The following is a 12,087-nucleotide window of genomic DNA, read 5'->3' on the forward strand; positions in this document are numbered from 1 at the left end:
TTTGTCCACAGGCCGGGGGGTGCGATGCGATCGTATGATCTTCCGCATGCGGTGGTGTCGTCACCTCACGACACCACGTGTCCCCGACGGGTGGCCGGTCCGAGCGGCCCCGCGGCCCCGCTACGTGGTCTGCTCGCTCCCCGTCGCCGTGACGTCCCGTACCCACGGGGTCTTCACGTCGACGCGAGTGCTCGTCTTGGCGTCCCAGGTGCCGTAGCGCGGGTTGAGGTCCACGTCGAGTTCCTTGGAGGCCTTGCTCAGGGCGCTCCAGAAGGCGGGGGTGCCGGTTTCGGTGCCGAGCCCGGTGGCGAGTTTCTGTGCCTCCAGCCGGAGGTGGAGGTTGTCGTCGAGACGTTCGGGCGCGATGCCGTACTGGTCGAACCAGGCCGTCTCCAGAGCCTTGGCGCTGCCGGCCTGTTCCTCCAGGGCGGACCTCAGCTGCTGGACCTCCTTGCGGGTCACGGTCACGCCCGCGTTCTCGGCCGCCCGGTGCAGCACGCGGTCGAGGACCATGTTGTGCAGGACGTCGCGGGCGAGCGTGCCCTTGAGGGCGACTGTCTGCCCGGTCTGGTCCGTGCCGACCGTCCGCTGTGCGTCACGCACCTCGGTCACCCGGTTCTCCAGCTGTGCGACGGTGATCCGCTGGTTGCCGACGACGGCCGCCGCGCCGGGATGCGCGTCGCTTCCGCAGGCGGTGAGAAGTGGTGCCGCTGCGGCGAGGGCGGCGGAGAGGACTAGCGCGGTGCGACGGCGGCGGTGCAAGGAAGCCTCCCGAGGAGATTGTGCAGGCAAGGTGCGCCGCGTAGCGGCTCATTGAGGGGCGGTGGTCGGGCGACGGGCGGGCGCACAAGGTCTTGCGGTGATCGATGGTAGGCAGTGGCTGGGCTGGGGCCAAGCCATTCGACCAACGATTCACCGGGACTTCGGGCACCGCCGCGCGGCCCGCACCGCGCCATTGCCTCCCCACACGCGTGTGCGGCTCTCAGCCGGTGATCGCGACCGGCCCGTCCCAGGCGTCCCGGTCCACGGTGATCGTGTAGCCGCCGCGGCTCTCCTTGCTGTTCACCAGGTACTGGTGACCGCGGCTGTGATCCGTGTACTGCTTGGCGCCGAAGGGCCAGTCCGCGGTGGTGGTGTTCTGCTTGTCCCACAGCGCGTACCAGAGGTTGCCCGGCAGGTCGGTCTTGTCGGTCGCGTTGGCGATCGCCTTGGCACTGGAACTGGTGAAGCCGTAGAAGCCCGCGCGGTACGTCTTCGCGCGCAGGGTCTTGCCGAACGCGCGCACATAGGTGAGCACGGCGTCGTTGCACGCCTTGTTCGTGATGTCGTACGACTCCATGTCCAGGTAGATCGGGCTGCCGACCTTCATGCCGAGCGCGGCGGCCTTGGCCACCGCGTCCGTGCCGTCCTTCGCACCCAGGGACGCGGCGGTGGAGGCAGTGAGCTTCTCGGGGCTGGAGCCCGTCTGGCAGGACGGCTGGGCGCCGACGTAGAGGGGGATGAGCTTCCAGCCGACCGTGCTGACCGACTTGACCCAGGAGGCGGTCAGGTTGGGCTGGGCGCAGCCGCGGTTCTTACCGCCGATGTAGACGGCGGCGGCGCCGTAGAGGCCGCCGTGCCAGGCCTTCATGGCGGAGAGGGAGGGAGCGGCGCAGGTGTCGAACGCGCGGCCGGTGTACGTCTTCTGGGCGGGCCAGGTGGTCGCGGCCATCGAGCTCTGTGCGGCGAGTCCCGCTCCGGCGACGACGGCCGCGCCGGCGACGCCCCACGTGGCGTATCTGCGCTTCTTCGACTGCCTGTGGCTGGACATGGACGACCCCACCCCTGGTTCTGCTGTTGGTTGTGCTGTACATGACGTGCATGGCTGCAACGAAGCGTAAAGCTATCCGGCGCCGACCATGCCTTTCGGAAACGTAGGCCCCTGTGGTTCACCGGTTTCCCAAGGGAGCGGAAAATTCTAGCCGCGCACCTGGCTCAGCCATTGCAGCGTCCGGCGGATCTCCACCGCGAGCGGCTGCCCGGGCCCCTGCAGCCGTTCCACGTCGTGCAGCAGTCGCGCGAGGGTGTCGTGGGCGGCGGCGCGGTCACCGAGGGCGAGGAGCAGGTGGCCGATGCGGCGGCGGACGTCGTGGGCGAGTTCGGGGCCGCCGGCGACGTACTGGTTCTCGTAGTACGGCAGCAGCGCACGGTACTCGGCCAGGGCCGCCGCCGGTTCGCCGAGCTGTTCCAGACACTGGGCGGCGTCGTAGCGGAAGCGCAGTGACTGCGGGTCCGCCTGGCCCGCCTCGGCGGCGCGTTCGTCGGCGAGGCGGCGCAGTTCGGGCAGCGCGCGCCGGTACTGGCCGTCGTCCATGAGGGTGGCCGCGTACTGCTTGCGCAGGGTGCGGACGACCGGGGAGTGCACGCCGTGCTGTTCGGCGGCCGCGGGCAGGATGCCGCCGAGGATGTCGACGGCCTGGGTGATGCGGCCCTCGCCGAGCAGCCGCTTGACCTCGTCGACCGCGCGCGCGACATCCGGCTTCTCGGCCTTCTCCGGAACGGGGGTGACCGGCGCGGGCTGGGGCGCGGGCGTGCGTGCGCGGTCCGGCCAGGGGGCGTGTGGACGCAGGAAGGGGCGCGTGGGGTCGAGGGGCGCTCCGGTGGGCGTGCCGAGCGTGGGCAGGAGCGGTGACAGGTCCTCGTAGACGTCCTGCGCGGAGGCCGGGCGGTGCTGCGGGTCCTTGGCGAGCAGGCGCAGAACGAGTGCCTCCAGCGCCTCGGGGACTTCGGGGCGGCTGCGGCGCACGGGCAGCGGGGGCTCGTACAGGTGCCGGTGCAGCACGCCGAGCGCCGTGGAACCGGCGAACGGGACGTCGCCGCTGAGCAGTTCGTGCAGCACGACGCCGAGTGCGTACAGGTCGGTGTACGGGCCGACCGCGCCGCCCATCGCCTGCTCGGGCGACATGTAGGCGGGTGAGCCGATCGGCGAGCCGGTGTGGGTGAGGCGGGTGGTGTCGGTGTCCATGACGGAGGCGACACCGAGGTCGAGGACGGTGACCGTGCCGTCCTGCTTCACCATCACATTGCGTGGCTTGAGGTCGCGGTGAATGATCGGCACGGCGTGCACGGCGCTCAACACGGCGCACAGTTGCGCGGCGACCGCGACCGCCCACTGCCAGGGGTACGGGTCGTGCTCGGCGAGATGGTCGGAGAGGTCCGCGCCGTCGACGTACTGCATGACGAGGAACAGTTCCTCGCCCTCGCTGCCCGCGTCGTGCACGGTGACGAGGCCCGGGTGGTCGACCTGCGCGGTCACCCGGCACTCCCGCACGAACCGGCGGCGCAGTTCGTCCGCCTCCTGTCCGGCCACCTTGTCGGGGCGCAGCAGTTTCACCGCCACGCGCCGGTCGAGCCGCCCGTCGTACGCCGTCCACACCTGCCCCATGCCGCCCTGTCCGATGAGCGTGGACAGTTCATAGCGGCCGGCGACGACACGTCCTGCCGCCACGGTCACCAGCCGCTCTCTTGGGTGCCGCCAGGGTTCCCGTCGTGCTTGCGCAGGTAGTCGCTGAGTTCGTCGAGTTCGGCGCGCACCTGGTCGATGCGGACGGGCGCGGGGCGCTGGGGCGGTGGCGGTACGACACCGGGCCCCGGGACCGGAGGCACGGACGGCTGCTGGGGTTGTGACTGCGAGTGCGGATGCGGGTGCGGCTGGGTGGTCGGGATGTACGGCGGGGCCGGCTGCGGCACCGGCTGCGGATACCCGTAGCCGGAGTGGGCGGTCGGGCCCTGGGGCGGCGGGTAGCCGGTGAATCGCAACTGCTGGTGGAACCGGATGTCCGTCACCAGGAAGTACACGCTGCTGAAGAGGCCCAGGAGCAGGACCAGCGACAGGGCGATGTCGGTCCTGTGGTCGTACTCCGGCAGCGAGCCGACCACCGAGAGGCACGCGATGGACAACGGCAGGCTCGCCCAGGCCAGCACCCAGTCGATCCCGCGTCCGCGCAGGAAGGCGACCCGGAACAGCGGTGCGCAGGCGAACAGACCGCACGAGAGGAAACCGGCGGCGGCGAACAGCACGCGCAGGGTGATGACGGTGCCTGCGCTGCGGGTGGGCGGCACCGCGCCGTGGCCGTACATGACTGCTCCTGGACCGGTGAAGCCGATGGGGACGGAGTTCGAGCGTATAGGCCGACACGGACATGCGTTCCCGGGTTGTACCGAACCGTTGTCGAGCTGATCACTTCCCACGGCCGCGCAGGTCGCGCGGAGTTGCGGCTTCCGCCTCAGTCGGGCGCGACCGTCCCGTCCGTCAGTCCGTCGTACATCCCGCGCACGAGCTGCTCCCCGAGCCGGCCCGCGCGTCGGAGCGCCCGCTCGAACTCGTCCAGCGCGCGGAAGCGCTCGCCGTAACGCCGTTGCTCGTCGAGCGGGAGCCGGGGCAGGTGAAGCCGGCGCACGTCCAGGCGTGTCGCGGTGGAGGCGTAGCTGCTGGCCTGCCGGTTGTTCGCGGTGCCGCGCAGGAAGCCGGCGAGGTACCAGGGGTCGAGCGCGGCGGGATCGGGGCGCAGCAGCACAAGGTTGCGCCCCAGGACGGCGCCCCCGGCCGCCTCGTCGATCACGCGCGCCATCGAACCCCCGCCGAGCACCGGTACGACGACGTCGCCCGGCTCGGTCAGCACGGCCTCCTCCTCGCTCTCGGGAAGCGTCCCGGAGGGGTCGGTCCCGGAGAGGACGTCGTGGTCGGTGAGGACGGGCACACGCGCGTGGCCGCCGTTTCCGCCCGTGCGCAGCAACAGAGCGCCTCCGCGCGCGAGTTCGCCAATGGTGGTCAGCGGCCAGCGCGAGGGCTGCGCGGCGTCGGCGCGCGGCGGGGTGAGGTCGACGGTCAGGCGGAGCGTCTCGTTCAGGCGCTCGCGCACGGCCGTGAGCTGTTCGGCGCCGTCGGCCATCGTGGCGGGTGGCAGGTGGCGGGCGGGGGCGAGGTCCACGTCGTCGTCGAGGAGTTCGATGACGGGCAGCGCGCGGGCCAGACCGGGCCGTTCGGCGAAACGGCCGGCCCGGCCGAAGGTCTGCCAGGCGTCGAGCACGGCCTCGCGCACGGCCCGCCAGTCCGGTCCGCCGCGCCCCTCCCCCGCGAACTGCCCCACGTCCACAAGCAGCACCTCCGGCTGCGCGGGCGCCTTCTCCGGCCGGCGCAGCACCCACAGGTGCAGCGGGATGTTGTACGGCGGTGCCGCCCCGACCGGGAGGGCGATCACGGCGCGCAGGGCACCGCGGCGCAGCAGGTCGGCGCGGATTCGGCGGCCGGAGCGGCGGGAGGCGGCGGCGGGCGGCATGAGCAGGACGCCGGCGCCGCCGTCCTTGAGGCGGGCGAGCGCGTGCTGGACCCAGGCGAGCTCGGACTCGGTGCGGGCCGGGAAGCCGTACTCCCAGCGGGGGTCGTAGGCGAGTTCGTCGTGGCCCCAGTTGCGTTCGTTGAACGGCGGGTGGCACAGGACGGCGTCGGCGTGCAGCCGAGGGTGGGCGTCGGCGCGCAGGGTGTCGCCGGTGGCGCCGTGGATCGTGGACCAGGTGTGCAGGGCGAGCCGGAGCGTGGTGAGAGCGGCAAGTTCGGGGGCGCTGTCCTGGGCGTAGAGCTCCTGGTCGGGGCGGGTGGCTGCCGCCCGCAGGAGGGCTCCGGTGCCGCAGGCCGGGTCGAGGACGGTGCGGGCGGGGCCGACGAGGTCGGCCATGAGGGCGGCCAGGTCGGCGGGGGTGAGCGTGTACTGACGCGGGTTGGCGTCGAGGTACCTGCCGAGCAGGAACTCGAACGTCTGACGGGCGCCCAGCTCCGCGGCCAGCTCCGCGACGCCGCGCAGGAGGGGCGCGGAGGGGCGGAGTTCGGGGGCGGTGGGGGCGTGAACGGCCGGGCGGGTGTTCACGGGAGGGGCGGTGGGCGGGGTGTGCGCGCCGTTCTTGGGGTTGGTCGCGGCGCGCTCGGCGCTTGCGATGTTCGCGGTGTTCACGCCTGCAGGCCGGGCGGCGTCGCGTGCCGGAACCGAGCCCGGGGTGTTCACGACGGCCGGGGTGTTCACGGCCCGAGGCGTGTTCACGGCGTTAGGCGTGTTCACAGTCGGCGCTGATCCGAATCGCGGCGTCAGCACCTCCCGCAGCGCCCCCGGCAGCATGTCCGCAAGACGCTCGTCGGAGCCGGCGCTCACGTCCAGCCAGACCGGTGGGCGGTCGTGGATCAGCAACAGGACGCAGCCCGCGTGGGTGAGTGCGGTGACCGGGCCCTCGGGATGGCCCGAGAGCTGCTGCCAGACGCGCTCCCGCAGGGGCACTTCGGCGAGTTTCCCCTGCTTGCGCAGCCAGGACTCGACTTCCGCCAGTGCGAAGGACGGGCTGGTCTCGCTGCCGCCGACGGGCCTCGGGAAGTCGGCGTGCCGACGGCGCCAGTTACTGACGGCCGCGCGGCCGACGCCGGCCAGTCGTGCGATACCGGCAGCGGTCACCTCAGTCGCGTTGTCCTGCACCACGCGCTCCCCTCGTCGTACGGGCCGACCCTGCGCCCCGCGTGTGCGCTGAGCATACCGACGTACGCAAGATCTACCCGTTCACGCCCGTGTACATGCTATGCCATGTGAACGCGGTTGACTCGGTTCACAAGCTCTGCTGTTATTGACCCAGCGAACGAGTGACTGCCCGAAAGGCAATGGTCGCCGCGTCGGAGGGGGACACAGCCATGGGCGTGCTCACCCCGCTCGAGGTGCGACCGGCTTCAGCGCAACGCGCCCCGCCTCAGCACCTCACGCCATCACCTCACCGCCACCCACCAAGGAATCGCCATGCGTCGTACCGCACTTGCCGCCCTCTGCATCGCTGCCGTGGCCACCGCAGGACTCACCGGCTGCCGGCCGGGCCAGGACACGGCGGACACTGGGACGGGCACGTCCAGCACGTCCAGCACGTCCGCCTCACCGAGCAAGTCCGCCGCGAAGAAGGAGGCGTTCGCCGGGCTGAACGGCGGCGAAATAGCCGACCAAGCCACGAAGGCGACGACCGGCGCCTCCTCGCTGCGCGTGAAGGGCCACATCCCTGACGACGAGAGCGGCGGCATCATCAGCCTCGATGTCACCCTGAACAAGAAGGGCGAGTGCGCCGGCACGATCGGCCTGGGCGGCAAGGGCAAGGCCGAACTGATCAAGACCGGCGACACCGTGTACATGAAGTTCGACGAGGCGTTGCTCCGCGAGCAGAGCAAGGGCGAGTCGACGTCGGACACCGAGGCGGCCGTGGCCCTACTGGCCGGCAAGTGGACCAAGACGAAGGCGACGGGCTCCGACGCCAAGGAGTTCGAGAGCTTCTGCGACCTGGGCTCGGTGCTCGACGGCGCCGAGGACACCAACTCCGACGCGAGCCGCGGGAAGACGACCACCGTCGAGGGGGCACCGGCGATCACCCTGCACGAGAAGGACGGCAAGGACCGCTACACCCTGTACGTCGCAACCGAGGGCAAGCCGTATCTGCTGCGGATCGACAGCACCGCCGGAGCGGACCAGGGGTCCGTGTTCTTCAGCGACTTCGACAAGCCGGTCCCGACGCAGAAGCCCGCCGGCCGGATCCTCGACCTCGACGCCCTCGGCGGCTGAACCGCGGGACCGTCCCACCACCCCAGGACGCCGCCCCGGGCTGCGGCCCACTCAAAGGGTGTGCCGCATCCATACGTTGGGCTCGACGTACACCGCGTACCCGCGCTCCGGTTCGCACCGCACCGGCACCAGCGCCCCCGGGACCTCGATGTCGCCCTGAGTGTCGAAGGGCAGCCCGGTCCAGCGACGCCACTGCTCCAGCGAGCCGGACACCGTCATGGAGGCCGGTGCCACCGCGTGGACAACGGCCCCGGACCGGGCGTGGACGCGCAACCAGGGGTCGTGCGGCAGGCCGTCGGGGCGTACGCGGTGGGCGTACTCGTGGATGGGGGTGCGCGGCTCCAGGTGCTTGGCGCTGGGGCGGACGGGGGCGACCACCTCGCTGAAGCCGTGGGCGCGGGCGCTGTCACGCATCGCCGAGAGCATCCGGGCGGACAGGCCGTGGCCCTGGAGACGCGGATCGACGACGACCGAGATCGCGCTGACCGTGTCCGGCCGTACGCCTCGGCGCAGATCGTCGAAGGCCCACACGAGCACTTGGTCCCAGCCCCGGGCGGGCAGTTCACCGCGCCCCTCGGCGTGAAGGGCGAAGGGCACGCTGTGGGCGTGCGCGACGACCTCACCTCGCTCGTCCTCGGCGAACAGCACATACTCGGGGAGTTCGGCGGAGATCCGGCCGTAGTGGGCGTTGCCCACGGGATCCTCGGTCACGAACTCCGGCCAGCTGTTCGCCATGCCGAGGACGCGCTCCCGCATCTCGGGGCGCTCGGCGAGACTCGACACCTTCAGCTCCATGCGGTCACCGTAGGCGCGGCGCCGAGCACCGGAAAGCGCATTTCCCGCCCGCCACGGCACACGACCGCCCGGCGCCGAGCCCGCAGCAGGCCCGGCGCAACTCCCCGGCCCCGCAAGGCCCCTCAGTCCGCGTGGAACCTCGGCGGTGCGGCCGTCGGGTTACCACCGGTCGGCAGCTTCTGGCCGGCGCAGCCCGAGAGGACCTTCTCCATCGCGGACTTCTCGGCAGCCGTGACCCACAGGTCGTACTTCTTCTTCACAGCGACCTGGGCGGCCACATAGGTGCACCGGTACGCCTTGTTGGGCGGCAGCCACGTCGCCGTGTCACCGTCACCCTTGGAGCGGTTGGTACTCGCGTCCACGGCGAGAAGGTTGAGGGGGTCGTTGGCAAGGGCTATGCGTTTGCCGGCGGCCCAGTACTTGGCGCCCTTCTGCCAGGCGTCGGAGAGCGCGACCATATGGTCGATGTCGACCTGGCTGCGCCCGCGCCGGTAGGTCACCTCCTTGCCCGAGTACGGGTCCGACTGCAGCACGCCGTAGGACACCTTGCAGTCCCCGCTGGTGAACTTCACGTCCTCCAGGTCGCGTTTGAGTATGTCGTCGCGGGTGTCGCACTCGTTCGAGTCCGTGTCCGCCCACGCGGTGCCGAACCTGTCGCGGTCGTACCCCGTCTTGGGCGCCCGCCCCTTCACGGTGAGCGACTTCGCGGCGGTGAGGGCCGCACCCGAGCCCCCGCTCTCCTCCGGCCCGCCGGACCCTGCGGTCGTCTCCGCCTTGCACCCGGCCACAGCGAACACCAGTACGACGGCAGCCGCGGCCCCGCCCCTCAGACGCATCACTTGCGCCCCTCCCCTTGCAACCCGGTCCGCCCCCGCAGGGAGCGCATTCCCTGAACGACGCCGCGCACACCGTAGCGAGCGGGCGCACGGCGGCATTCAGAAGGTCCGGACCGCCACCCCTTCGAGTGGGCATCGCGGGCATAACGGTCGTATCGTCGTTTCTGAGTCGCCTCCGGAAGGAGCTCTGGATGGGCATCCTCGACAGGTTCAAGAGCAACCGCCAGATGCAGGACAAGGCCAAGGGCATGTCCGACATGGCGGAACGAAAGGCCAACGAGAAAACGGGCAACAAGTACGAGGGCCAGGTCGACGACGCGCAGCAGAAGATCGAAGGGTCGCTCGGCATGGATCGCGACAGGCCCGAACAGCCGTAAGGCCGAAGGCCCAAGACCCCGTTGGACCGAAAGCCCGAAGACCCACGGAGGACACCGGGTCCCGCCGAGCACAGCCCGAGCGGGCTCCCCTTCACCTCCGGCCCAGAGGCCGTCCGCGGAGTTCCGTCTCCCGCGGGCGGCTTCTGCGTTCCGCGAGCTTGCACCAGGCATCGCGAGGTTCAGGCCGGCCACGGCAGCACCGTGAGCTCCGGCCACACCTCTTTCCAGCGTGCGGCCTTGGCCTCGTAGACCTCTCTGGGCGCGAGCACCGGGTTGGGCCGGACCACGAGGTTGAACACGTCGGACAGTCCGTGGGGTGCGTACACGCGCCAGTCGCCGCCGGGCTCCAGTCGCACGCCCAGACAGCAAGTCGTCGCGGCAAAGCGGTCGATGGCGGACTCGGTGGAGTCGTGGGGAGGGCAGGGCACTTTGAACTTCTGCTCGTACCAGAGATGCACCCGGGCCTCGTTGCGGATCTCCACCTCGGCCGGCAGGCCGTCGAACACCTCTCGCCCGGCCTTGATCACGGCGTCCTCGGCCTCCCAGGAGAGATCGGTGTCGTCGAAGTAGAAGACGTCGTAGTCCTTGATGCCATGGGCCGGAGGCCTGCCGGTGACCTCGTTCCACACGGTCTGGAACAGACAGCCCGCTGTCACGTACCAGCCCGGCAGGTCAAGCCTCGCCGTGCCGGCGATCACCTCGGTCAGGATCTCGTTCCGGCCGAGCACGGTGCGGAATCCGTCCAACTGCTCCGCGAGAGAAAGTCGCCCCAGCATCCGCCCTGCCTATCACGATCAGACCCTCCCTATGCCCAGGGTCGTCTCCGACGGAAGCAGTCCGGAGGACAGCACCGCGACCCAGAAGTCGCCGAGCAGGTCCGCGAGTCGGCCCGTCTCCGTTGCGCCGAGCAACTGCCATGGGGAGGCAGCGAGTTGGTCGGTGTGGTGTTCCACTCGGTGCCGGAGGTCGCGGCCGGCGTCCGTGGCTCCACCCCTCTCGTCGACCAGGCCACGCGCTGCCAGGCGGTCCCGCGCGGACTCCCATTCCCCCGGGCTCCAGCCCCGGCTCTCGAAGCGCGGCACGGACGCGGCGCCGATCGCGGCGAAGGAGACCAACGACTCGACCGGGTCGAGGCCGGCCACCAGCAGGGCCGCCAGATGGCCGTCGCCCCGATGCTCACGCAGGATCGTCGCCGCCTGCCACAGCTGGAGGTGCGGGGCCTCGGCCCACTTCAGTTCGGCGTTGGCCGCGGCGAGCGGGCGACCCGCCGTGTTCACCGACTCGGCGGCTCTGCGGGCGAGGGCGGCGGCCTCCGCCAGCTCGGGACCGTCGACGCGGTCACCGAGGATCGTCCGGTAGGCCCGGTCGATCCCGCGCAACCTCGCCGCGAGTACCGCCTCGGGATCGGCTGCCGCCCACGCCGAGTCGATGTGCTCGGCGACCATGCGCGGGCTGAAGCTGTAGAAGGCGGAGGCCACTCGCTCGGCACCCACCGGCCCCAACGGCGCTGCACGGAGGGGGAAGTAGCTCGGCCAACGCTCCTTCGTGTCGTATCCGAGCGCGGCCGCCTCCTCGAAGACCTCCGGCGCGTAGTAGAGGACCGCGTGCAGGGGTTCCAGGAGGTGCCAGAGCTGACGCACACGGGCCGGTTCCACAGCGCCGCCGCCCATACCGGCCACAGCTTCACCGTCGTACTTCGACATGGTTTGCCCCCTCCACCGCATCCACAACTTGACACTGACTAGATTGCCTCACCCGGCCGAACTTGTCAATGGAAAGATTCCGCGTACGCTGCTGACCATGGCACCCGCGGAAACGAAGCAGCCGAACCGCCCCTACCATCACGGCGACCTCCGCCGCGCGATCCTCACCGCCGCGCTCGATGTCATCGCCGCCGACGGCCCCGCCGGGCTGAGCCTGCGGGACCTCGCCCGCCGCGCCGGCGTCTCGCACGCGGCCCCGGCCCATCACTTCAGGGACCGCACCGGGCTCCTCACGGCGATCGCCGCCGAGGGCTTCGGGTTGCTCGCGGCCACCCTCAAGGAGGCCTCGGACCTCAAGGACGCGGGCGTGCACTACGTACGCTTCGCCCGCGAGCACCCCGCCCACTTCCAGGTGATGTTCACGCCCGAGCTGTTGCGCGCGGACGACCTCGAACTCACCACGGCCCGTGCCCTGGCCGCCGATGCCCTGCGCACCTCTGTCTCGGCCGTACAGGCGGAGGACTTCGGCATCGACAGCCGCCTCGCGGGGGTCGCCGCCTGGTCCCTCGCCCACGGCTTCGCCACGCTGCTCCTGAGCCACAACCTGGACGGCCCGGTCGGCGACAAGGACCCCGAGGAGATGTTCCGGACCCTGGCGACGACGCTCTTCCGCACGCCCTGACCCCACGGAGACACGGAGACCCTGAGACACGGAGACCCTGAGCCGCGGGACCTGGCCGCAAGGCACACCGCCGGGCAGGGC

12 protein-coding genes are annotated in these 12,087 nt (G+C 71.0%); 3 read left to right on the forward strand and 9 right to left on the reverse strand.

Translation table 11 applies throughout. The annotated features are described in order from the left end of the window. Positions 1-120: 120 nt before the first annotated feature. The 5 genes from OHT57_RS21110 to OHT57_RS21130 all read right to left on the reverse strand — a co-directional run bounded on the left by OHT57_RS21110 (position 121) and on the right by OHT57_RS21130 (position 6,497). Positions 121-762: a SurA N-terminal domain-containing protein gene (locus tag OHT57_RS21110; RefSeq protein ID WP_328748021.1), complete on the reverse strand. Its 642-nt coding sequence runs from the start codon at positions 760-762 to the stop codon at positions 121-123. A 220-nt stretch (positions 763-982) separates the two neighbouring features. Continuing rightward, positions 983-1,810, reverse strand: a complete 828-nt coding sequence (locus OHT57_RS21115; RefSeq protein WP_328748022.1) for a glycoside hydrolase domain-containing protein — start codon at positions 1,808-1,810, stop codon at positions 983-985. A 147-nt stretch (positions 1,811-1,957) separates the two neighbouring features. Further along, positions 1,958-3,451 (reverse strand): protein kinase domain-containing protein, encoded by a 1,494-nt coding sequence (locus OHT57_RS21120; RefSeq protein WP_328753273.1) that lies wholly within the window; start codon positions 3,449-3,451, stop codon positions 1,958-1,960. A 38-nt stretch (positions 3,452-3,489) separates the two neighbouring features. Further along, positions 3,490-4,119 carry a hypothetical protein gene (locus tag OHT57_RS21125; RefSeq protein WP_328748023.1) on the reverse strand — a complete coding sequence of 210 codons (630 nt, stop codon included), beginning with the start codon at positions 4,117-4,119 and terminating at the stop codon, positions 3,490-3,492. 146 nt (positions 4,120-4,265) lie between these two features. After that, positions 4,266-6,497, reverse strand: coding sequence for an N-6 DNA methylase (locus OHT57_RS21130; RefSeq protein WP_328748024.1), 2,232 nt, complete (start codon positions 6,495-6,497; stop codon positions 4,266-4,268). A gap of 312 nt (positions 6,498-6,809) precedes the next feature. Here OHT57_RS21130 and OHT57_RS21135 point away from each other — a divergent pair, with 312 nt between their 5' ends. Beyond that, positions 6,810-7,613 (forward strand): hypothetical protein, encoded by an 804-nt coding sequence (locus tag OHT57_RS21135; protein WP_328748025.1) that lies wholly within the window; start codon positions 6,810-6,812, stop codon positions 7,611-7,613. Positions 7,614-7,664: 51 nt separating this feature from the next. Here OHT57_RS21135 and OHT57_RS21140 read toward each other — a convergent pair whose 3' ends face one another. Continuing rightward, a complete protein-coding gene (locus OHT57_RS21140; RefSeq protein ID WP_328748026.1) occupies positions 7,665-8,408 on the reverse strand; it encodes a GNAT family N-acetyltransferase in 744 nt (247 codons plus the stop codon). Positions 8,409-8,530: 122 nt separating this feature from the next. Continuing rightward, on the reverse strand, positions 8,531-9,244 hold the full coding sequence (locus tag OHT57_RS21145) for an HNH endonuclease family protein (RefSeq protein WP_328753274.1): 714 nt from the start codon (positions 9,242-9,244) through the stop codon (positions 8,531-8,533). A 191-nt stretch (positions 9,245-9,435) separates the two neighbouring features. On the opposite strand from OHT57_RS21145, the gene OHT57_RS21150 reads away from it, so the two are divergent. Further along, positions 9,436-9,621 carry an antitoxin gene (locus tag OHT57_RS21150; RefSeq protein WP_328748027.1) on the forward strand — a complete coding sequence of 62 codons (186 nt, stop codon included), beginning with the start codon at positions 9,436-9,438 and terminating at the stop codon, positions 9,619-9,621. Between the two features lie 179 nt (positions 9,622-9,800). Here the strand turns inward: OHT57_RS21150 and OHT57_RS21155 are convergent, their stop codons facing one another. Continuing rightward, positions 9,801-10,397 (reverse strand): nucleotidyltransferase family protein, encoded by a 597-nt coding sequence (locus tag OHT57_RS21155; protein WP_328748029.1) that lies wholly within the window; start codon positions 10,395-10,397, stop codon positions 9,801-9,803. Positions 10,398-10,415: 18 nt separating this feature from the next. After that, on the reverse strand, positions 10,416-11,291 hold the full coding sequence (locus OHT57_RS21160; RefSeq protein ID WP_443053623.1) for an SCO6745 family protein: 876 nt from the start codon (positions 11,289-11,291) through the stop codon (positions 10,416-10,418). A gap of 130 nt (positions 11,292-11,421) precedes the next feature. On the opposite strand from OHT57_RS21160, the gene OHT57_RS21165 reads away from it, so the two are divergent. Beyond that, positions 11,422-12,006, forward strand: coding sequence for a TetR/AcrR family transcriptional regulator (locus tag OHT57_RS21165; RefSeq protein WP_328748031.1), 585 nt, complete (start codon positions 11,422-11,424; stop codon positions 12,004-12,006). Positions 12,007-12,087 lie beyond the last annotated feature (81 nt).

The organism is Streptomyces sp. NBC_00285 (genome assembly GCF_036174265.1).
In the GTDB taxonomy this organism is placed as follows: domain Bacteria; phylum Actinomycetota; class Actinomycetes; order Streptomycetales; family Streptomycetaceae; genus Streptomyces.

What these genes read in the sequence shown, in the direction of transcription:
- OHT57_RS21155 (WP_328748029.1), bottom strand. Translation starts at nt 10,397, where the DNA reads ATGCTGGGGCGACTTTCTCTCGCGGAGCAGTTGGACGGATTCCGCACC.
- OHT57_RS21125 (WP_328748023.1), bottom strand. Translation starts at nt 4,119, where the DNA reads ATGTACGGCCACGGCGCGGTGCCGCCCACCCGCAGCGCAGGCACCGTC.
- OHT57_RS21115 (WP_328748022.1), bottom strand. Translation starts at nt 1,810, where the DNA reads ATGTCCAGCCACAGGCAGTCGAAGAAGCGCAGATACGCCACGTGGGGC.
- OHT57_RS21165 (WP_328748031.1), top strand. Translation starts at nt 11,422, where the DNA reads ATGGCACCCGCGGAAACGAAGCAGCCGAACCGCCCCTACCATCACGGC.
- OHT57_RS21160 (WP_443053623.1), bottom strand. Translation starts at nt 11,291, where the DNA reads ATGGGCGGCGGCGCTGTGGAACCGGCCCGTGTGCGTCAGCTCTGGCAC.
- OHT57_RS21145 (WP_328753274.1), bottom strand. Translation starts at nt 9,244, where the DNA reads ATGCGTCTGAGGGGCGGGGCCGCGGCTGCCGTCGTACTGGTGTTCGCT.
- OHT57_RS21135 (WP_328748025.1), top strand. Translation starts at nt 6,810, where the DNA reads ATGCGTCGTACCGCACTTGCCGCCCTCTGCATCGCTGCCGTGGCCACC.
- OHT57_RS21150 (WP_328748027.1), top strand. Translation starts at nt 9,436, where the DNA reads ATGGGCATCCTCGACAGGTTCAAGAGCAACCGCCAGATGCAGGACAAG.
- OHT57_RS21140 (WP_328748026.1), bottom strand. Translation starts at nt 8,408, where the DNA reads ATGGAGCTGAAGGTGTCGAGTCTCGCCGAGCGCCCCGAGATGCGGGAG.